The 20767-nt window shown below is 36.3% G+C and carries 18 protein-coding genes, 1 rRNA gene, 1 pseudogene, 1 riboswitch and 1 other annotated feature; of the genes and pseudogenes, 7 read left to right on the forward strand and 13 right to left on the reverse strand.

From position 1 onward, the window contains the following. Positions 1–298, reverse strand: a 16S ribosomal RNA gene (locus K332_RS0107895); the annotation flags it as partial. A gap of 603 nt (positions 299–901) precedes the next feature. Between K332_RS0107895 and K332_RS0107900 the strand changes: the two genes are divergently transcribed. Beyond that, positions 902–1666, forward strand: coding sequence for a hypothetical protein (locus tag K332_RS0107900; protein ID WP_026906957.1), 765 nt, complete (start codon positions 902–904; stop codon positions 1664–1666). A gap of 44 nt (positions 1667–1710) precedes the next feature. Here K332_RS0107900 and leuS read toward each other — a convergent pair whose 3' ends face one another. Further along, a complete protein-coding gene (gene leuS / locus K332_RS0107905; RefSeq protein ID WP_026906958.1) occupies positions 1711–4122 on the reverse strand; it encodes a leucine--tRNA ligase in 2412 nt (803 codons plus the stop codon). A gap of 49 nt (positions 4123–4171) precedes the next feature. Further along, positions 4172–4386: a binding site (T-box leader), on the reverse strand. A 165-nt stretch (positions 4387–4551) separates the two neighbouring features. On the opposite strand from leuS, the gene mnmM reads away from it, so the two are divergent. Together mnmM and K332_RS0107915 are read left to right on the forward strand one after the other, a co-directional pair. Then, positions 4552–5115, forward strand: a complete 564-nt coding sequence (gene mnmM, locus K332_RS0107910) for a tRNA 5-(aminomethyl)-2-thiouridylate-methyltransferase MnmM (RefSeq protein ID WP_026906959.1) — start codon at positions 4552–4554, stop codon at positions 5113–5115. Between the two features lie 17 nt (positions 5116–5132). Further along, complete coding sequence (locus K332_RS0107915; protein ID WP_026906960.1) at positions 5133–5660, forward strand: gamma carbonic anhydrase; 528 nt, start codon at positions 5133–5135, stop codon at positions 5658–5660. 65 nt (positions 5661–5725) lie between these two features. Here K332_RS0107915 and metK read toward each other — a convergent pair whose 3' ends face one another. Continuing rightward, a complete protein-coding gene (metK, locus tag K332_RS0107920) occupies positions 5726–6922 on the reverse strand; it encodes a methionine adenosyltransferase (RefSeq protein WP_026906961.1) in 1197 nt (398 codons plus the stop codon). A 208-nt stretch (positions 6923–7130) separates the two neighbouring features. After that, a riboswitch (SAM riboswitch) is annotated at positions 7131–7238 on the reverse strand. Between the two features lie 216 nt (positions 7239–7454). On the opposite strand from metK, the gene pckA reads away from it, so the two are divergent. From pckA to K332_RS0107940, 4 genes are all read left to right on the forward strand, one after another. Continuing rightward, on the forward strand, positions 7455–9041 hold the full coding sequence (pckA, locus tag K332_RS0107925; RefSeq protein ID WP_026906962.1) for a phosphoenolpyruvate carboxykinase (ATP): 1587 nt from the start codon (positions 7455–7457) through the stop codon (positions 9039–9041). 301 nt (positions 9042–9342) lie between these two features. Then, on the forward strand, positions 9343–10338 hold the full coding sequence (locus K332_RS0107930; protein ID WP_026906963.1) for an ABC transporter substrate-binding protein: 996 nt from the start codon (positions 9343–9345) through the stop codon (positions 10336–10338). Positions 10339–10349: 11 nt separating this feature from the next. Continuing rightward, the gene (locus K332_RS0107935) at positions 10350–11126 is read left to right on the forward strand and encodes an ABC transporter ATP-binding protein (RefSeq protein ID WP_026906964.1); all 777 of its coding nucleotides are present in this window, start codon (positions 10350–10352) and stop codon (positions 11124–11126) included. A 26-nt stretch (positions 11127–11152) separates the two neighbouring features. Continuing rightward, entirely contained in the window at positions 11153–11959 is an 807-nt protein-coding gene (locus tag K332_RS0107940) for an ABC transporter permease (RefSeq protein WP_026906965.1), read from the forward strand. Between the two features lie 106 nt (positions 11960–12065). Here the strand turns inward: K332_RS0107940 and K332_RS22185 are convergent. The 10 genes and pseudogenes from K332_RS22185 to menD all read right to left on the reverse strand — a co-directional run bounded on the left by K332_RS22185 (position 12066) and on the right by menD (position 20765). Further along, a pseudogene (locus tag K332_RS22185) lies at positions 12066–12361 on the reverse strand (GNAT family N-acetyltransferase). An 83-nt stretch (positions 12362–12444) separates the two neighbouring features. Then, positions 12445–13185 (reverse strand): phosphotransferase family protein, encoded by a 741-nt coding sequence (locus K332_RS0107950; RefSeq protein WP_026906966.1) that lies wholly within the window; start codon positions 13183–13185, stop codon positions 12445–12447. A gap of 92 nt (positions 13186–13277) precedes the next feature. After that, positions 13278–13835 carry a DinB family protein gene (locus K332_RS22190; RefSeq protein ID WP_051359390.1) on the reverse strand — a complete coding sequence of 186 codons (558 nt, stop codon included), beginning with the start codon at positions 13833–13835 and terminating at the stop codon, positions 13278–13280. 136 nt (positions 13836–13971) lie between these two features. Then, entirely contained in the window at positions 13972–14442 is a 471-nt protein-coding gene (gene ytkD / locus K332_RS0107960) for an RNA deprotection pyrophosphohydrolase (RefSeq protein ID WP_026906967.1), read from the reverse strand. Positions 14443–14459: 17 nt separating this feature from the next. Next, entirely contained in the window at positions 14460–14957 is a 498-nt protein-coding gene (locus K332_RS0107965; protein ID WP_026906968.1) for a hypothetical protein, read from the reverse strand. A gap of 96 nt (positions 14958–15053) precedes the next feature. Further along, complete coding sequence (locus tag K332_RS0107970) at positions 15054–15374, reverse strand: hypothetical protein (RefSeq protein WP_026906969.1); 321 nt, start codon at positions 15372–15374, stop codon at positions 15054–15056. Positions 15375–15443: 69 nt separating this feature from the next. Further along, entirely contained in the window at positions 15444–16892 is a 1449-nt protein-coding gene (locus K332_RS0107975; RefSeq protein WP_026906970.1) for an o-succinylbenzoate--CoA ligase, read from the reverse strand. 310 nt (positions 16893–17202) lie between these two features. Further along, positions 17203–18021, reverse strand: a complete 819-nt coding sequence (menB, locus tag K332_RS0107980) for a 1,4-dihydroxy-2-naphthoyl-CoA synthase (protein WP_026906971.1) — start codon at positions 18019–18021, stop codon at positions 17203–17205. 192 nt (positions 18022–18213) lie between these two features. Then, the gene (gene menH, locus K332_RS0107985) at positions 18214–19023 is read right to left on the reverse strand and encodes a 2-succinyl-6-hydroxy-2,4-cyclohexadiene-1-carboxylate synthase (RefSeq protein WP_026906972.1); all 810 of its coding nucleotides are present in this window, start codon (positions 19021–19023) and stop codon (positions 18214–18216) included. Then, the gene (menD, locus tag K332_RS0107990) at positions 19020–20765 is read right to left on the reverse strand and encodes a 2-succinyl-5-enolpyruvyl-6-hydroxy-3-cyclohexene-1-carboxylic-acid synthase (RefSeq protein WP_026906973.1); all 1746 of its coding nucleotides are present in this window, start codon (positions 20763–20765) and stop codon (positions 19020–19022) included. The genes menH and menD overlap by 4 nt, the downstream gene beginning before the upstream one ends. Between the last annotated feature and the right edge of the window lie 2 nt (positions 20766–20767).

Genomic DNA, 20767 nt, shown 5'->3' on the forward strand with positions numbered 1-20767 from the left:
TGCCTTGGTGGGCCGTTACCTCACCAACTAGCTAATGCGCCGCGGGCCCATCTACAAGTGACAGCTTACGCCGCCTTTCATTTCCTCTTCATGCGAAGAAGAATATCATCCGGTATTAGCCCCGGTTTCCCGGAGTTATCCCGATCTTGTAGGTAGGTTGCCCACGTGTTACTCACCCGTCCGCCGCTAGATCCACTAACATCACCCCGAAGGGATCAGTTAGTTTCACTCGCTCGACTTGCATGTATTAGGCACGCCGCCAGCGTTCGTCCTGAGCCAAGATCAAACTCTCCAAAGAAGACTTGCTTTTGGTTTTGTCAAAAGCGTAGTCGCACTTGTGCAACCCGCTCTTGCCAAAAAAAAGTTTGTTTATCATAATTGAACAAGTCAATTAAGTTCTCAGCTACTAAAAGCACGCTAGCTTTTAGTATTTCTTTAATAGAAAAAACAGGGTATGTTTTTTCTTACATACTGGTTGTTTTGTTCAGTTTTCAAGGAGCAAAATCTTTTTTTGCCGCTTCAAGCGACAACTTTTAAAGTATATCACGTCGTTAATATTATGTCAACAAGTTTTTAAAAGTTATTTTTCAAAAGCAATCAACATAACGTTTAGCAACATAATCCAATATAACACGTAGGAAATATTATGTCAACTAGATTTATTATTTTTTTGTTATTTTTATCAATAAACTTTTCTATCAATCAACAACAATAGAATACATATTACACCCCTTTGGAATACTAGTCAATGGAATATGAAGAAGTTTTTACTACCAGTATTTCCCACATTATGTTAAATACAACGATATTATATGCATTCCATTTACATGTGTTCCACTGAATAGCTTTCATTCAAATTACAAACGATAACCAAACTATAAAAAGAAAACGAGGAGATATAATGAAAAAGATAGTTTATTCAACTCTAATACTATTATTATTTATATGCTTGGATAATTATTACATAAATGGTTTAGAAGAAAATAAGAATGAAAACGAGTTAAAGGTTATAAAAACATATGAAGAAGATTTAACTGGAAACGGCTTAAAAGAAATTATTGAACTAAAAGGTGTACTATTTTCGCCAGATTCAAACTATTACCGTGACTTAGTTGCAGTTATTACCACCTCCGAAAATAAGGTGTGGGAAATTCCATATATGGGGGGTTATGAACCTAACCTATCATTTATCGACCTGAATCATGATAAAGTAAATGATATTTTCTTTCAAAGTGCAACAGGTGGTAGTGGAGGTTTATATCAATATCATCTCCATACTCTGGTTAAAAATAATTTATCAGAACTTCCCTTACCTGAACAACCCTTTGTGAAAGGAAACTTTTTAGATAACTTTAAAGTGGGAGTTACTATTTCTCCAAACTCAGAGCCGATTATTGTTGATGTACACAATAGAAAGGATGACTATATACGGCTCGGTCTTTATAGTAAAGATGGAAAGTTAATAAAGGAAACTTCTGCCATGGTGGACCCAATAGCTTTCCTTGAACCTAAGTTTATCAGTAAAAGTAAAGGCTATGGATTAAAAAGTTATCAGCAAGTAAGTGGAGCTTATCATGCTGACCAATTAGGAACAGTCGAATCTCTATGGTATTACGATAGAGATAAATGGATTCTTCTACAAACAAAGTGGATGCCTAGCAATTAAATAAAAATGAGGCTGTCCCATATAATGAGACAGCCTCATTTAAGTTAGTTTGCAACTATATTTACTAATTTCCCTGGGACAACAACTACTTTACGGACTGTTTTTCCTTCAATCCATTCTTTAATAGATTCGTCATCCAGTGCTTTCTTTTCAAGTTCTTCTTTTGAAATATCTTTTGCTACTTTTAGCTTAGCACGAACTTTCCCCAATACTTGAACAACAATTTCTACTTCATCTTCAACCAATTTAGACTCATCATATGTTGGCCATGCTTCATAGCTTATTGAACCTTCATATCCTAAATGGCTCCAAAGCTCTTCTGCAATATGAGGGGCAACTGGTGAAAGTAGTTTTACAAAACCTTCTACATACTCTTTAGGAAGTACATCCGTTTTGTATCCTTCATTGATGAATACCATCATTTGTGAAATACCTGTATTGAAGTGTAGATGATTGAAATCCTCTGATACTTTCTTCACTGTCTCATGATACACCTTTTCAAGATTAGTATCAGTCTTATCAACAATTTTACTTGATAGGCTTCCATCTTCATTTATAAATAGTCGCCAGATACGATCAAGGAAACGTCTTGCACCATCTAGACCATTAGTAGACCATGCAACTGAAGCATCTAATGGCCCCATAAACATCTCATAAAGACGAAGTGTATCCGCACCATGAGATTCAATGATATCATCAGGATTTACTACATTTCCTTTTGATTTACTCATTTTCTCATTGCCTTCACCTAAGATCATTCCTTGATTGAAAAGCTTTGTAAATGGTTCTTTTGTAGGAACAACGCCAATATCATATAGGAACTTATGCCAGAAACGAGCATATAGCAAGTGTAGTACGGCATGTTCTGCTCCACCTATATAAATGTCAGTCGGCAGCCATTTTTCTAGCAATTCTGGGTCGGCAAGTTTTTCACTATTTTCCGGATCAATATAACGTAGGAAGTACCAACAGCTACCAGCCCATTGTGGCATTGTATTTGTCTCTCTGCGTCCTTTCATACCTGTCTTCGGATCAACCACATTTACCCAATCACTATTTGCTAGTGGAGATTCACCAGTACCAGATGGTTTAATCTCAGTCATTTCTGGTAGTACTAGTGGCAATTCTTCTTCTGGTACAGTTGTCATGGAGCCATCTTCCCAATGAATAACTGGAATTGGTTCACCCCAATAGCGCTGTCTTGAAAACAACCAATCACGCAAACGATAGGTTACCTTTTTTGTTCCTACGCCATTTTCTTCAAGCCATGCAATCATTTTTGTAATAGCTTCTTCCTTATCCATGCCATTTAGGAAACTAGAATTTACATGTTCCCCATCTCCTGTATAAGCTTCTTTAGATATATCTCCACCAGCTACTACTTCAACAATTGGCAAGTCAAATTTTGTTGCAAATTCATAATCACGTTCATCATGTGCTGGTACTGCCATAATTGCACCAGTACCATAAGTCATTAGAACATAATCAGCAATCCAAATAGGCATTTTTTGTTGATTTACAGGATTAACGGCATATGCTCCGCTAAACACTCCCGTTTTATCTTTTGCTAGGTCTGTTCTTTCTAAATCAGATTTCGTTTGAACCGCATCTAGATATTTACTTACTGCTTCTTTTTGCTCTGGAGAAGTAATTTTCTCTACAAAAGGATGCTCCGGTGCTAGTACAGCATAAGTAGCTCCATACAATGTATCTGGACGAGTAGTGAATACTGTAAACGATTCATCATGTCCGTCAATACTAAATGTTACTTCCGCTCCTTCAGAACGACCAATCCAATTACGCTGCATATCTTTAATACTTTCTGGCCAATCCAATTCTTCCAAATCTTCTAGAAGTCTGTCTGCATAGGCAGTGATTTTCAACATCCATTGTTTCATTGGTTTACGAACAACTGGATGTCCACCACGTTCACTTTTCCCATCAATAACTTCTTCATTGGCAAGTACTGTTCCAAGCGCAGGGCACCAGTTAACCGCAACTTCATCAATGTAAGCCAGACCTTTTTCATAAAGCTTTGTAAAAATCCACTGTGTCCATTTATAGTAATTTGGATCTGTAGTATTAATTTCACGATCCCAATCATAGGAAAATCCAAGTTCTTGAATTTGTCTTTTAAAGGTATTGATATTTTTTTGCGTGAACTCGGCAGGGCTATTTCCTGTGTCAAGCGCGTATTGTTCTGCCGGAAGTCCGAATGCATCCCACCCCATTGGGTGAAGCACTTCATATCCTTGCATCCGCTTCATACGTGACAAGATATCAGTTGCCGTGTAACCCTCCGGATGTCCAACATGAAGCCCTGCTCCGGATGGATAAGGGAACATGTCTAGTGCATAGAATTTTTTCTTGTCGGATGATGCATCAGTCTTGAAGGTTTTATTATCAAGCCAATAATTTCGCCATTTCTTTTCAATTTCATGATGATTAAAACTCATCTTTACTCCTCCTTTTATTTTATAAAATAAAAAAAGCCTCTCATCCCTATGAAGGGACGAGAAGCTGTTATTCCCGCGGTACCACCCAAATTAACGCATAATACGTTCACTTGTATCCGTAACGTGGATATACGGCATGAGCTACTTTCATTTCACTCGTGCTGCCTTGAAGGCGAGTTCGTAACTTGTCAGGGGCAATTCACACCAGCCATTACCTCTCTTTACCTGAACTTGTTTACTACTACTCCTTCGCATCGCATTTCAATATTTAAATTGAATTGTAATGAATACTACTAGCTTTGTCAAGATATTCCTTTTTTAATCTTTTATTATATGGAATCTTATGAAAAATGTACATGACATTTGATTTCCGTTAAATTATTAGAAATGCTATTCTTAATACAGATTGATTTTATAAGGAGTACATCGATGAAAAGTATATTAAATTATTCCCATCATTTATTAGAAGAAATTATTGTGCAAGGAGAAACCGTCATTGATGCAACGTGTGGAAATGGCAATGATACATTATTTTTAAGTAAACTAGTTGGTGAATTTGGGGAAGTAATCGCATTTGATATTCAAGAACAGGCAATTGATAATACTGATCAGTTATTGATGGATAATAACTGCACGAATGTTTCTCTAGTATTAGATAGCCATGCCAACATTGAAAATTATTTAATAAAAGAATTAGAAGAGACTATTGGCGGTGCTATTTTTAATCTTGGTTACTTACCAAAGAGTGATAAAACTGTTATCACGGAAGGTGCGTCGACAATTAAAGCAATTAACACCATCTTACACTATTTAAAAATAGGTGGACGGATTATCTTAGTAGTATATTACGGTCATGAAGGTGGAGAAGAAGAAAAAAACTCCATTCTTAAGCATGTGATTTCACTAGACCAGAAAAAGTACAGCGTCTTACAATATGGATTTATCAATCAAAAAAATAATCCACCTTTTATTATTGCTATACAGAAAAAATAAACAAAGGAGGAAGTGTAATGATTCATCATTATAAAAATGTCTCCCCAACGATTCATCCGACTGTTTTTGTTGCAAAGGATGCAGTAATTGTTGGTGATGTAGAAATTGGCAAGGAATCAAGTATTTGGTTTAAAACCGTAATCCGTGGTGATGTTGCACCAACTAGAATTGGAAAACGTGTAAGTATTCAGGATTTATCCATGCTCCATCAAAGTCCTAATCATACGTTAGTAATTGAAGATGATGTAACGGTTGGGCATCAAGTTACATTACACTCAAGCATTATTAGGAAAAATGCGTTAATTGGGATGGGATCTATCATATTAGATGGCGCAGAAATTGGAGAAAGTGCTTTTATCGCTGCTGGAAGTCTTGTACCCCCTGGTAAAAAAATCCCTCCACACTCGTTGGCAATGGGAAGTCCAGCAAAAGTTGTGCGCGCATTAACAGAAGCAGATTATAAGGAAATGGAACGCGTTCGCAATTCTTACGTGGAAAAAGGAAAATATTACAAGGAACATACAGATTTGGGTTTGGAGCTTTAATTCTACTTGGTTATATTAGAATACAAACCGCTTGATGCGCACAGCATCAAGCGGTTTTTTAAATCTTATTTTGTCAAACCCACTAAATCTACTACCTTGTCTGTCTTTTCCCATGGAAATTCAACATCAGTTCTACCAAAATGACCATATGCTGCAGTTTCTTTGTAGATTGGTCTTTGAAGATCTAACATACGAATAATACCTGCAGGACGTAAATCAAATAGTTTACGCACGGCTTCAACTAATTTTTCTTCGCTAACTGAACCTGTACCAAATGTATTGATAGCAATAGAAACTGGTTCAGCAACGCCAATAGCGTAGGCTAATTGGACTTCACAAGAATCTGCTAATTTTGCTGCTACAATGTTCTTAGCAACATAACGAGCAGCATATGCAGCAGAACGGTCAACCTTGGTCGGATCCTTACCACTAAATGCTCCCCCACCATGACGAGCATAACCACCATACGTATCCACAATAATTTTTCTACCAGTTAAACCAGCATCACCTTGTGGACCACCGATTACAAATCTTCCAGTTGGGTTAATAAAATATTTAGTTTCCTCATCCAATAATTCTGAAGGGACAACAGGCTTGATTACATGCTCCATTAAATCCTTCTCTATTTGTTCTAAAGTTACTTTTTGTGAATGTTGTGTTGAAATAACAATGGTATCCACCCGAACTGGTTGGTCCTGTTCATCATATTCAATAGTAACCTGTGTTTTTCCATCCGGCCTTAAATAGCCTAGTGTACCATCTTTTCTAACATCACTTAAGCGTTTCGATAGTTTATGGGCTAATGAAATTGGTAAAGGCATTAGCTCTTCTGTTTCATTACAAGCATATCCAAACATTAACCCTTGGTCACCAGCACCAATTGCAGCAATCTCACCTTCTGTCATTTTTCCTTGACGAGATTCAAGAGCTTGGTTAACACCACTAGCAATATCCGGTGATTGCTCATCAATTGCTGTTAATACGGCACATGTATCTGCATCAAAACCATATTTTGCACGTGTATAACCTATATCCTTAATAGTTTGGCGAACGACAGCAGGAATGTCCACATATGTTGAAGTTGTAATTTCACCTGCAACTAAAACTAAACCAGTTGTAACAGTTGTCTCACAAGCAACACGAGCAACTGGATCTTTCTTTAAAATTTCATCTAAAATAGAATCTGAAATCTGATCACAGATTTTATCTGGATGACCTTCTGTTACAGATTCAGAAGTAAATAAACGACGATTTTTAGCCATTTGGCTAAATCCTCCCTCTAATTTCTTGGTACGGAACTCTTATTTTCATCAGTGTTATTACCTTTTTTAACGTTAGATAAACTCGCATTCGCTGTCACTAGCAAATGTAACAGTTTTTCTTATGTCGGCTGAAAGTTTATATACTTTCCTAATTACAAAAAAAGCCTTTCCTTCAAAAGACATGAGGAAAGGAATAACCAGCCTTTCGCTCTTATTGTTCAAGGAATTTTCCTTGCATCAGGTTAGCACCTTTTCACAATACGTGATGGTTGCTGGGCTTCATAGGGTCCGTCCCTCCGCCAACTCTGAATAAGAGAGTATCCGCTCTATTGTAGGTTAACTGAATCTATTGTCCCATGTCAACTGGATATTTCATTGTCACGTAATTTTAATAAAATTATACGATAAAATATACTATATAGTATGGACTATTTATCCCAATGTGTTATACTAATAATTAATTTCAGGAAATAAATGTATCGTCGAAGGAATCTTTCTTCATTTAATCTCTCATAAAAGGAAGGTAATTTTAATGAATACGGTAATGAAATCTTCACTATTGGAAGAACTTCTATCACAGAAAAGTGTAAAGAAAAATTTATCTGTCGCAACTTTAGTAGAAAAAGTACTTTCACGTAAAGAAGGTGTTTTATCAAATACCGGTGCGGTACTTGCAACTACAGGTAAATATACTGGACGTTCTCCAGAGGATAAATTTATTGTAAGGGATTCCATATCTGAAAGTAAAGTAGATTGGGGTACAGTGAATCAACCAATAGAAGAGAGCGTTTTTGAGAAGCTATATGAAAAAGTAATTGCCCACTTAAAGTCAAATGATGAAGTATATGTATTTAATGGGTATGCTGGTGCAGATAAAAATTATCAATTACCCATTCAAGTAATCAATGAATTTGCATGGCATAATCTTTTCGCCAAGCAATTATTTATCCGCCCAACAGAGGATCAATTAGCAACTCACGATCCATCATTTACAGTAATTTCTGCTCCTACTTTCAAAGCAGATCCTACAGTTGATGGAACTAATTCTGAAGCTTTTATCCTTGTTTCATTTAAATATAGAGTGATTTTAATTGGTGGTACAGAATATGCTGGCGAAATAAAAAAATCCATTTTTTCTATTATGAACTACTTACTACCAGAACAAAATATTCTATCCATGCACTGCTCAGCAAACCTTGGCAAAGAAGGCGATGTTGCTTTATTCTTTGGACTTTCCGGTACTGGTAAAACAACCTTATCGGCTGATCCTTATCGTAAATTAATTGGAGATGATGAGCATGCTTGGAGTTCTAATGGTGTCTTTAATATCGAAGGTGGATGCTATGCAAAATGCATAAATCTGTCAGAAGAAAAGGAACCACAAATTTTCAATGCCATTAAATTTGGTTCTGTATTAGAAAACGCAGTACTAGAAGAAAATTCTCGGATACCAGACTATGATAATACTACTCTAACAGAAAACACAAGAGCTGCTTATCCGTTAGAGCATATTGATAATATTGTTGATCCTAGTATTGCTGGACATCCAAGTACCATTATTTTCTTAACTGCTGATGCTTCTGGTACATTACCACCAATTAGTAAATTAACAAAAGAACAAGCAATGTATCACTTTTTAAGTGGTTATACGAGTAAGCTAGCAGGTACTGAACGAGGTGTAACAGAGCCACAAGCAACATTCTCTGCTTGTTTTGGAGCACCATTCTTGCCTCTAGCACCAGCTACGTATGCTACGATGCTTGGTGAAAAAATTGATCAACATAACACAAATGTGTTCTTGATTAATACCGGCTGGACTGGGGGCTCATATGGAGTTGGAGGTCGTATTAGGCTTTCATATACAAGAGCAATGGTACATGCAGCACTTGAAGGTGAACTGAACAACGTAGAAACAATTACAGATAACATCTTTGGTTTAGAAGTTCCAACTCACGTCCCAGGAGTACCTGATGAAGTATTGGTACCAAAGAATACATGGGAAAATCAACAAGCTTATGAAATTGCAGCAAAAGAACTTGCGCAAAAGTTCCACGAAAACTTCACGAAATTCTCTTATGTAAGTGCTGAAATTGCTGCGGCAGGACCACTATATAAGTAATCTTGTCCTCATCCCAAGAGGGTTTATATAATTAATTTTATTTTATGCCGATCTACTATTTAGGTCGGTTTTTTTCTTTTGCTAATTGTCATGCATTATCAATGCTTGTGACGGATATCCGGAACATTGTGACCTCTCCATTCCTATCTTGAGACATTGACCAATAACCTTGTGACCCTTCCTCATTTTATGTCACTCTTATCTTCCAGAAAAAATCCCCTACATAGGCATTCACACATTTTTTTCACTTCGCATAAACTGTTTTGACGTTAAATACTCGATGTTGAAAGGGTCGGTTAGAATGAAAAAGATTAAATTAATCGCGATATTCTCGGTACTCGCGCTTTTGTTCCTTTCTGCTTGTGGTTCCAGTAGCGAAAATACAACAATAAAAATAGGAGAGGTTACCCGCTCTCTATTCTATGCACCACAATATGTAGCAATTGAAAAGGGATTCTTTGAAGAGGAAGGATTAGACGTAGAATTACAAACAACATGGGGTGGCGACAAAACAATGACCGCTTTATTATCAGACGGAATTGATGTTGCTCTTGTTGGTTCTGAAACTTCTGTCTATGTTTATGCACAAGATTCAAAGGACTATGCTGTTAACTTTGCTCAATTAACGCAAACAGATGGGACTTTCCTAGTTGCAAAGGAAGAAAAGCCTGATTTTAAATGGGAGGACCTAACAGACTCCAATTTCCTTGGCCAGCGTAAGGGCGGTATGCCACAGATGGTTGGGGAATTTGTTCTAAAAAAATATGGCATTGATCCACATAATGATTTAACACTACATCAAAACATTGAATTTGCTAATATTCCAGGTGCATTCTTATCAGGTGACTATGAGTACGTACAGTTATTTGAACCCACTGCAAGTGTCTTTGAAAAAGAGGGTAATGGACACGTAATCGCATCATTTGGTGAAGAATCCGGCCATGTACCTTACACCGTATTTATGGCGAAACAAAGCTATATTGATGAAACACCAGAAAACATTGAAAAATTCACAAGAGCCATTTATAAAGCACAACAATGGGTACAAGAAACGGATTCATCCGAAATCGCTGAAACGATACAAAAGTACTTCGAGGATGTTGATTTAGATATTCTTACTTCCTCCATTGAGCGATATAAAAGTCAAGGATCCTTTGCAACTGACCCAATCTTGGATGAAGAAGAGTGGAATAACTTAAAAGACATCATGAACGAAGCAGGGGAATTACCTGATGGCGAGATTTCTTACGAAGAATTAGTAAACACAGAAATAGCAGAGGACGTCATCAATAACTAAGGAGGGAAAACATGTCCTTTCTAACCTTAGAAAATGTAACGCATCATTACTTTGGTAAAAATGACTATACAAAGGCTTTAGATGATATCTCTTTCTCTGTAAAAGAGGGTGAATTCGTTTCATTACTCGGACCAAGTGGTTGTGGTAAATCAACGGTTCTCTCAATTGTTTCGGGTATTATGAAACAGACCTCAGGGAAGGTACTTCTAGATAACAAACCAATTACAGAATCTGAACTAGCAATAGGCTACATGCTACAGCAAGATTATCTATTCCCGTGGAAAACTATCTTAGATAATGTCTTGCTTGGCCCAACAATCCACAATAATATAGATCAGAAAATTAAGGCAAAGGCAATAGAGCTTCTAGAAGAGGTTGGATTATATAATGTAGAAAATCAATATCCCCCCTCTCTTTCCGGCGGAATGCGTCAGCGTGTCGCCTTAGTAAGAACCTTAATAACAGATCCTAAAATCCTATTATTAGATGAACCATTTTCAGCATTAGATTATCAAACAAAGCTAAAATTGGAAGACTTAGTTTTCAAGCTTCTACACGCTTATCACAAGACTGCAATTCTAGTTACCCATGACATTGGAGAAGCAATTGCTATGAGTGACAGAATCATAGTAATGAGTGCGAATCCAGGTGAAATCGCAAAAACATTTGAAGTACCAATTGAGTTACGGAATGAAATGCCTTTTCTAGTTCGCAGGCATCCTAAATACCAATCAATTTTCGACAAAGTTTGGGAGGAGTTAAACAAAAATGAAACACAATCTGTTTAAATCCTGCCCGGAAAGGGGATGTAGCAATGGCTAATAAAGGAGATCACATTCTATTTGATAAGCATATGCAGGGCCTAAAACGCGAAAAACGAATTGTTTTCATCTGGCAAGCAATTATTCTAGTAGGTTTTTTTGGATTATGGGAAATTGCAAGTAGAACGAACTGGATTGATCCATTGCTATTCAGTTCCCCAACTAAAGTCTACAATCTATTAATTGAAAAATTAACGGATGGATCAATGATTTCTCACACATTAGTAACGTTGTTTGAAACGTTAGCTGGTTTTATTATTGGGACACTGCTTGGAATTGTGCTCGCATCCTTATTATGGTCATCAGCTAGATTTTCAAAAATATCTGATCCATATCTTGTAATTTTGAATGCGATGCCTAAAGTTGCATTGGGGCCAATTATCATTGTAGCTTTGGGACCTGGATATATTGCAATCATTGCGATGGGAGCGATAATATCCATTATCATTACGACAATCGTTGTCTATACTGGATTTCGTGAAGTAGATCCAAACTATGAAAAGGTATTAAAAAGCTTCGGTGCTACTCGATGGCAATGCTTTAAGTCGGCAGTATTTCCAGCAAACTTACCTGTTATGATTTCTACTTTAAAAGTAAATGTAGGATTATCTTGGGTTGGTGTTATTGTCGGAGAATTCCTGGTTTCTTCAGAAGGATTAGGATACCTGATTGTTTACGGATTCCAGGTATTTGATTTCACACTCGTTATGGCTGCCCTGATTCTAATTGCAATCTTTGCTGCTATTATGTATAAGGTTGTGGAGAGAATAGAAGGTTGGCTGATTAAACATACAACTTAGATATATTAATTATATATGAAAAAGCACAGACAAAGAATGAATAAAAAGGAAGCTTGGATAGTAAAATTCTAAGCTTCCTTTACATTGGATACAAATAAATGCTCTACTATTTGGATATCCATTCATATTGAATATCTGGTAAATTTTCCTCATTTTCATGCCCTCTTAAAATAATGTTAAATCCATGTTTTTCATAAAACTGTTGCGCACGTTTATTAACTTCAAATGTGTATAGTTTTAGACTGCCACTTGAATGGTTTTTAGCTTGATTTAGTAATGCTGCGCCAATGCTAAGTAAATTTGAAATTGTTCCGGTAAAATATGATTTAAAAAATAAACATGATTTTCAAAACTAAGACGTTCTTTCTGACCGATCGCCTTCTCTTTGCTTTCTCTCCACATTTCCACTGTCTGCTTAGCGTATTTCTGATGATATTTAGTAATTATGAAGTTATTTTTCAAATCGGTCCCCCATGTATTTTTCGCTAATCTCCTTGAACAATTTTCAATAGTCTTCCCTGATCTTCTGTTAATACGATTTCTGAAAGCCTAGCACCTGCAATAATTGGTGCCCACTCCATAATTTCACCTTTCGATATTCCACTTTTTTTACAGTAAAGGTTCAAATATAATTCTGCTAATTCCTCGTACTGTTGAGAATACAAAAGATACGTTCGACACACATCTGCACGAATATCTCCTACACTGGAGTCAACCCAATCAATAACGAAGACTCTGTTATCTGACATGATGACATTAAATAAATGAAAATCACCATGACATAGCCTTGCGTCAAATTTCATATGATCTAATTGATTAAGTAGATTAGTTTTCTGTATCTCATTTAACTTACTGGCTAATTGTATTTGTCGCTTCAGCTTTTTAGCCATTGGTTCAATTGTATTAAGGCATATTTCGTGAATTTTGAGCTGAATATCTACTGAAATACCCATATAATAATCTGCCTTATGCCGATTCTCCAATAATAAGTCTCCTAATGTCTTGCCTTTTATATATGCCATAATAATGGCAGGATTCCCATCTATTGTTGTCACATCGATAATTCTTGGAACAGGAAGACCACTTACTCTAGCTGCCTCTTGCTTTGCAGCTTCATTTATAGCTTCTTCTTGGGGAAAATAATCATGAAATACTTTAATAATTTGATCTTCGCATCGATATATTTTAGCGGTATTTCCTTGTGCTATCGGTGTATCAAGGTTCATTAGATTACCTCAGTTCTACATAATTTTATACATAATCACTTTACGTTCAATAAGGAATTTTAATAATCATTACCCCATTCGACTAAGAACCATTATTCTATGTTTTTTTGCAACTCATAATTTAGTGTAAGATCGAAATGGTGTTGTTCATGTATGGCTAATAAGTGTACACTTTGAACAACATTTGGGTAATTAGCAATGGGGTCTGGATATCTGATTTGACCTGCAACTCTTTCATCAAGCTTAGAAAGCTTATTTTTTAATTTATCTGTTTCAAAATTTAGCAGTTGCTGAAGTTCTTTGAGGTCTTTTTTTTGATGGATGTTTTTTGGTGGTGTTAAAACAAAAGGTGCATTCATTGATTTCTTCTTATTCTGAGTAAATTCTTCATAAATATTGTACGTTGCAATTTTATATGGTCTATTTTTACGTAATTTTCCGTATGGAAGCATAATTGGAAGATAAAAAGAAGAAAACCTTCTAACCAATCTCACCATAAGAACAAGATGATAAATTGTTTCATTTACAGACCATTTGTCTGGTAATGGCCTATTCTGTGGATCAACACCTGATTCAGCTATTGTATTATAAAAATCATATCGTTGGTTTTCTATTAACTTGAAATAAGCCTGGATTTGTTTGCTATCCAAAATAATACTCCTTCCTTATTCCTTGCAAATAAAACAATTCAAATTATTAGTACTATAAAGATTATACCAAGAAAGCTATCTTACAAAAATAAAAAACACTCTTTATAAAGAATGTTTTTCATGAATTTTTCTTCCGTTACATGTGGGGAAAATTTAGTTTTTCCAGACAATAGGTTAAAACATCATCTTTCATAATAAAACTATATTTATTGTCATATTTAACATTTCTAGGGATTTTTTCTAATAAGACAGGTCCTTCTGTTTCATAATAGGTATCCTGGACTTCTAGCTTCTCTACTTCAGCATAATAAACATTTTTGACGACATGTCCCGCTTTACCAGCAACATAGTATTGACCTATATATTGAATTTTTTTAATTACTCCACCAGTCTCTTCCATTACTTCACGCAGCGCTGCTTCTTTTGGGCTCTCCCCTTTTTCTACTTTTCCACCTGGAAATTCCAATCCCCGATCTTTGTGTTTCGTTAATAGCCATTTATTGTCGTATCGACATATGACCCAGACATGCCTTGGATCCTTTGAGAAAGGATGGTTACGAAAAGAGAGTTGAACCTCATTTTTATAAAAATCTCGAAATCTAAACATATATCAGCTACCTAACTTCATCGATGTATTATTTTTGTGATCTTCCACTTCTGGTTTGCAAAAGTAAACTCGAAATCAATTCCATAATCTGCAAATAATTCGGATTTGTTTTCTTGCTTTACTAGTACTTTATTCTTTTCTAATTGTACCACATCATATTGATTCTGTTTATTAAACCATGGCGGAGTTTCCGTAGGGATGATATATAAACTGTCATCTTCTTCAGTATAATAGTAATCAACATATATCCTGACGACTTCTTCTGTCGTGATATCACTAAATGCCTTAATTAGGGAATCTTTATTATGATAATTTTTCACCTTATAGTTTGAATCAATGTCTTGTACAAGGGTAGTCATAAAATCATCAGTTAATTCTACAATTTCATCATGTGTAATAGAATGGGTACCATTTTGGTTTTGAATAGAATGTTGAACTGTTTGTTCATTACCTAGTAATGGCATAACATAGCCTATCCCCACTCCAATTGCCACAAGCGCAATAATAAGTCTCATAGTTTTCCCACCTACCTTCTATTTATACTATTCCCTATAAAGTAAGATAACTAAACAAAAAAGGAATAAGATAATATATCCTATTCCTGTACTTGCCTATATATGATTTTCTCCTAAAATACCAATGCTTTTAATATGATTTTTCACTGTCTTATCACCTAAATCATAGAGCATTTGATAGACATCAATTAAACCTGCATCATATCTATCATTTGCTTTGTCATTATGATAAGGCATAATTGGTACATGAGCCCTCCAAAAGCTATCATGTGCTGAACCATCCATATTTCTAAACTTAGCCCTTAGCATCGTAACTTCTTCTTGAGTTGCATTAATTGTAAAGCTATCATTATTTTGGTACTTGACTTGAGAAATTTCACCACTTCCAATATCGACATAGTAAGTCTTTTTTTCCATTACAACACCTCCTATTTCTAATTTGGCTAAAAATAAGAAAAGAATGTATAGAGAAAAAGAAGTTACTATTTAAAGCAGATCTAATAATTTATTGCGGACTAGTTTATTAGATGCATTTCTAGGAAGGCTTTCTACAAAATGAATTTCTTTAGGTAGCTTATATTTTGCTAATTTTTCCTCAGCATACAACAAAATGTCGCTTTTTTGGATGTTGGCTTTTGTAGGTACTACAAAGGCAACAGGTACTTGTCCCCAATATTCATCTGATTTTCCAGCAATTCCAACTTCCTTAACCCCTTCAAATCCAGATAAGACACTTTCTATTTCGGATGGATAAATATTTTCTCCACCAGAAATAATTAAATCCTTTCTACGATCAACGACGAATAAAAAGCCTTCCTCATCCACGTATCCAAGGTCACCTGTGGATAACCATCCATCAGTAAAACTACTTTCATATGCCACATCATTATTAAAATATCCCTTCGTAACCATCGGACCTTTTACCAAAATCTCTCCAATTTCATTTGGAGCAGAATCTTTGATTTGTATTTGCGCTGGAAACAAAGCTTTACCTGCTGAACCTATTTTTTGTAGTGCGTCACGAGGACTTAACGTTACAATTTGCGAAGATGTTTCCGTCATACCAAAGGATTGAAATACTGGAATATTTCTTTCGCTAGCTTTTTCTAATAGTGGAACTGGTGCAGGTCCTCCACCTAATAACATACATCGAAAATGATTAGGGAATTGATTTTCTCCTAAACTATCCATAATACGTTGGACCATAACAGTTACAACTGAAGCTATCGTTACACCACGATTTACGATTGCATCGAGTACAATTTGTTCATTGAATTTTTCAACCAAATACACTGGCATCCCATAAATTACACTCTTTATAAAAATAGATAAGCCACCAACATGAAAGTAAGGTAGTACTGCAAGCCACTTATCTGTTTCTGATAATCCAAGATTTAAGGCAGAACCAATGGCACTCCACCAGTGATTGCCATATGTATGAATAACACCCTTTGGAAACCCAGTCGTTCCTGATGTGTAAATGATTGTAAATGGGTCATCTAAATTGATTTCTTCCACAAGTTCTATTTTTTCTTTTATTCTTTTAGTTACTTCTGAGAAACTCATAACAATATTAGCATCTAATTTTTTCGCTTGTTCTAGTAATGCGTCTTCAGAAATAACTGCCATTACCTTTGAGTCCCTTATTTGATAATTTAACTCTTCCGTTGTTAACCTTGTATTCAATAAAACCGCAACTGCCCCAAGATAGCTTAACGCATGAATGACAACAATCATGGTTGAATTATTATTAGATAGTACTCCAACATGACTTCCTTTTTTTATCCCGAGCTTAGCTAATTTTTTTGCAAACTCCTGGCTTTTCTCTTTTAATTCCCGAAATGTAATAGTACTTCCATCGACCAATTCAATTGCTGATTGATTTGGTGAGAGAAAAGCTTGTTTTGTTAACCAATGTGGAATTATCTCTGCCATAACATCACCTCATGTTTTGAAAAACTAACGTATTCACTTGTCCTTAAGTGAATGTGTTCGTTCTATTGAGTCTGTGGAAAGCTATTATACTTTCCTAACTGCTGAAAAAACCTTTGCCCGTGAGCAAAGGTTTTTTTCATAAAGTGAAACTTCAATCAGTGGGGGTTTTTGTACTTCCCCCACTGATTGTTAGTTGAACGAACCTTAGCTTTTGACTTACTGTTTGATCCCCCACTTATAATTCTTGAATTTCACTCGAATTCCTCTCGTTTAGGGTCTTACAGCCAGTTAACCTGCGATAAATAACTAATCAAGGAAAACGAGGGAATTGACCAAAGTCTGGCTTTCTTTTTTCCTTAAATGCATCTCTTCCTTCTTTTGCTTCGTCAGTTGTGTAGTAAAGAAGCGTTGCATCGCCACCCATTTGTTGTAGTCCAGCTAAACCATCAGTAGCGGCATTGAAAGAAGCTTTTAGGAAACGTAATGCAGTTGGTGATTTTTCTAAAATTTCTTCACACCACTGTAAAGTTTCTTCTTCCAGTTTTTCTAAAGGAACCACTTTATTTACCATACCCATCTCATATGCTTCTTCTGCATTGTATTGACGGCATAAGTACCAAATTTCACGTGCACGTTTTTGACCAACCATTTCCGCAAGTAATCCAGCGCCATAACCAGCATCGAAGCTACCTACTTTAGGTCCAGTTTGACCAAATTTTGCGTTATCCGCAGCGATTGTTAAATCACAGACAACATGTAGTACATGTCCACCACCAATAGCATATCCAGCAACCATTGCAATTACTGGTTTTGGAATGGTGCGGATTAAACGTTGTAAGTCTAATACATTAAGACGTGGAATATGGTCAGATCCTACATATCCTCCGTGTCCTCGAACAGACTGGTCTCCACCAGAACAGAACGCTAGGTCTCCAGCACCTGTTAAAATGATAACACCCACTGATGAATCATCACGAGCATCTGCAAATGCATCAATCATTTCATTTACGGTTAATGGTGTAAAAGCATTGCGCTTTTCAGGACGGTTAATTGTCACTTTAGCAACACCATTGTATTTTTCATAAACTATTTCTTCGTATTCACGAACTTTTTCCCATTGTACTGTCATGGAAATCCTCCTTTATAGCTATGTAATAGAAACCTTTTAGAAAAACTCGCATTCGCTCGTCCTTTTGCGAATGTGTTAGTTTTTCTTATGTCGGCGGAAAGTTTTTATACTTTCCTAACTACCTAGAAAAACTTGCATCCGCAAATCTATTTGTAAATGTGTTAGTTTTTCTATTGCAACCAAGAAAGTTTATCATCCTTTCTGATTGGCTAAAACAAACTCCTCTACTATTTTACCAAAAAACTCCGGTCTTTCCACATGAATTGCATGTCCAGCATTTTGAACAACTGTAAATTCACTATTTACTAATGCATTATTCATTCGTTTATTAATACGAATAAACTTTTGATCCAACTCGCCAGCTATTAATAATACTGGTATCTTTATCTCTTGAAGACTTTGCCACCAACTTGTTTGGCTGCCTGTACCCATGCATCTTAAAGACATAGCCAACCCTTCCTTAGTTTGCGATAACCGTTCGTCCCTAATACTATTGCGAACTTCCTCTGGTAATTTTTTTTGCGATTGAAATAGAGGAATATTTTCCCAAAAGTTGATAAACGATTCTACGCCATCTTGCTCAATCCTTAAAGCTAAATGTTCATCATGCTCCATACGAGATTGTTTTTCTTCCGCTAATTCAAGGCCAGGTGAAGCACTCTCTAAAACGAGAGATTTCAAATGACTCTGATAGAGTGTTGCATAAGAAAGAGCTGTTCTCCCGCCCATAGAATACCCTATTAGGTGAAATGTCCCAATTCCATGTGCTAATAAAATTTCATGAATATCTTGGCAACATTGTTCCATAGATAGGGGTGATGGTGTTATTGTGTTTCCATGTCCAGGCAAATCTATTACAAATAATTTAAATTTATCTTTATATGCCTTAATAAATCGATTCCAAGAAACCGTACTGCCAGTAAATCCATGTATGAGTACTACTGGCTCACCATCTCCATGAATCTCATACCAATAACTCGCATCTCGCAAAACTGTTCTCACTGGATCACCGTCTTTAATATTTCCTCTTCAATTCCACGCCATATGTCTCGATGCCAATGAAGATTCTCAGTTCGATCCGTTTTCACTTCTACAACGGACAAACCTTTCTCCTCATAACTTAATTGTAATGCTTCTTTTAACTCACCAGTACTTTTCGGATGATGATAAGACCCACCATACATCTCGATAGCTTTCTGAAATTCGATGTTTAAAGGAGTTCCAAAGAGAGCTTCAAAATGTTTTTCATTACTTGACTGTGGCAAGAAGGAGAATATTCCGCCACCATTATTATTCACTACTAAAATAGTGATATTAATGTTATATTGCTTTGCTGCAAGTAATCCATTCATATCATGGTAAAATGATAAATCTCCTAACAATAGGGTAACAGGTTGTCCAGAAGCAGCCGCTCCGACTCCACTGGATACCATTCCATCTATCCCATTTGCCCCTCGATTTGCTAATAGGGTAATTTTCTTTGGACCGGTCATTAAGAAGGAGTCTACATCACGTATAGCCATACTATTTCCTACATATAGACTGCTATCATCCGGGATTAGTTCAACCAGTTGTTTTACTGCTTCACCTTCCGTTAACCTATCATCAGTAACATTAATTAAATGAGACTTTGCAATTTCATTTATTTTTCTCCAAAGTGCAAGCCATTCAGATTCTTCGCTTTCCAAATGGGATCCAGATTCCAATAAGTCCGAACAGAATAAAATTGGGTCAGCAAAGATAAATTCAGTTGGATTTCCAACTGGTTCTCTATATCCAGCATGAGGTTCCACGACATACTGTTGGACATCCTGATTTTCTTTTACAAAATAGAGATAAGCCTTGGAAACGGGCATTGCCCCAAATCGGAGAATATAATCTGGCTTTAACGAAGACCGAATTTTTCCACCTCGTAAGAATGCATCATAGCCCTCCATAATATTTGCAGTAGAATGGGACCCAGTCCTAACTTGCGATAACGGATCTGCGAGAATAGGAACCCCCCAAGCATCAGCAAGTAATGTCACTGCTTCAGCAAGATCACCCTCTACTTGTGGTCCACATACAATAACTCCTTTTTTGGTAGAAGTTAATTTTTCAGCGAATATCTTCACGAACTCCTCAGATAGCTTCTTTTTTCCATCATGCCAAATAGTATACGGTTCTTTAAGTGGCTCACCCCATATATTTTCTAGTGATAAGTCTGGCACCAGCGGCTCCCGAAATGGAAAATTCAAATGAATTGGTCCTGGATTTCCTGACAAAGCTTGGTTTATAGCACGAGCAGCCCGTATTCTAGCATACTTGAGTAAATTATCACTTGATTCTGGTAATGCCATTTCGTGAAAGCTCTTCACATAATCTCCAAAAATCTTTAGTTGATCAATCGCCTGTGGTGCCCCAACATCCCTAAGTTCATGTGGTCGGTCGGCTGTTAAAGCAATTAGTGATACCCTGCTTTGGTGTGCTTCAACAATGGCAGGAAAATAATTGGCGACTGCTGTTCCTGATGAACATACGAGTGCTACTGGTCTCTTTGTTTGTTTCGCTAAACCTAAACCAAAAAATGCTGCTGATCGTTCATCTAAAACAATCCATTCTTTTATATCAGGATGCTCTGCAAAAGTCATGGCAAGCGGTGTAGAACGAGAGCCAGGGGAAATAACGACATCGGTTAAACCACTCTTCGAAAGCTCATCTACAAAGTTTGCTACATATCTTGTTAAATCTTCTATATGATTCATTA

This window comes from Paucisalibacillus globulus DSM 18846 (assembly GCF_000482485.1).
Classification (GTDB): Bacteria; Bacillota; Bacilli; order Bacillales; family Amphibacillaceae; genus Ornithinibacillus; species Ornithinibacillus globulus.

Excerpts from the sequence above, each read along its gene's own strand:
- K332_RS0107900 (WP_026906957.1), top strand. The coding sequence starts at position 902 with ATGAAAAAGATAGTTTATTCAACTCTAATACTATTATTATTTATATGC.
- leuS (WP_026906958.1), bottom strand. The coding sequence starts at position 4,122 with ATGAGTTTTAATCATCATGAAATTGAAAAGAAATGGCGAAATTATTGG.
- mnmM (WP_026906959.1), top strand. The coding sequence starts at position 4,552 with ATGAAAAGTATATTAAATTATTCCCATCATTTATTAGAAGAAATTATT.
- K332_RS0107915 (WP_026906960.1), top strand. The coding sequence starts at position 5,133 with ATGATTCATCATTATAAAAATGTCTCCCCAACGATTCATCCGACTGTT.
- metK (WP_026906961.1), bottom strand. The coding sequence starts at position 6,922 with ATGGCTAAAAATCGTCGTTTATTTACTTCTGAATCTGTAACAGAAGGT.
- pckA (WP_026906962.1), top strand. The coding sequence starts at position 7,455 with ATGAATACGGTAATGAAATCTTCACTATTGGAAGAACTTCTATCACAG.
- K332_RS0107930 (WP_026906963.1), top strand. The coding sequence starts at position 9,343 with ATGAAAAAGATTAAATTAATCGCGATATTCTCGGTACTCGCGCTTTTG.
- K332_RS0107935 (WP_026906964.1), top strand. The coding sequence starts at position 10,350 with ATGTCCTTTCTAACCTTAGAAAATGTAACGCATCATTACTTTGGTAAA.
- K332_RS0107940 (WP_026906965.1), top strand. The coding sequence starts at position 11,153 with ATGGCTAATAAAGGAGATCACATTCTATTTGATAAGCATATGCAGGGC.
- K332_RS0107950 (WP_026906966.1), bottom strand. The coding sequence starts at position 13,185 with ATGAACCTTGATACACCGATAGCACAAGGAAATACCGCTAAAATATAT.
- ytkD (WP_026906967.1), bottom strand. The coding sequence starts at position 14,442 with ATGTTTAGATTTCGAGATTTTTATAAAAATGAGGTTCAACTCTCTTTT.
- K332_RS0107965 (WP_026906968.1), bottom strand. The coding sequence starts at position 14,957 with ATGAGACTTATTATTGCGCTTGTGGCAATTGGAGTGGGGATAGGCTAT.
- K332_RS0107970 (WP_026906969.1), bottom strand. The coding sequence starts at position 15,374 with ATGGAAAAAAAGACTTACTATGTCGATATTGGAAGTGGTGAAATTTCT.
- K332_RS0107975 (WP_026906970.1), bottom strand. The coding sequence starts at position 16,892 with ATGGCAGAGATAATTCCACATTGGTTAACAAAACAAGCTTTTCTCTCA.
- menB (WP_026906971.1), bottom strand. The coding sequence starts at position 18,021 with ATGACAGTACAATGGGAAAAAGTTCGTGAATACGAAGAAATAGTTTAT.
- menD (WP_026906973.1), bottom strand. The coding sequence starts at position 20,765 with ATGAATCATATAGAAGATTTAACAAGATATGTAGCAAACTTTGTAGAT.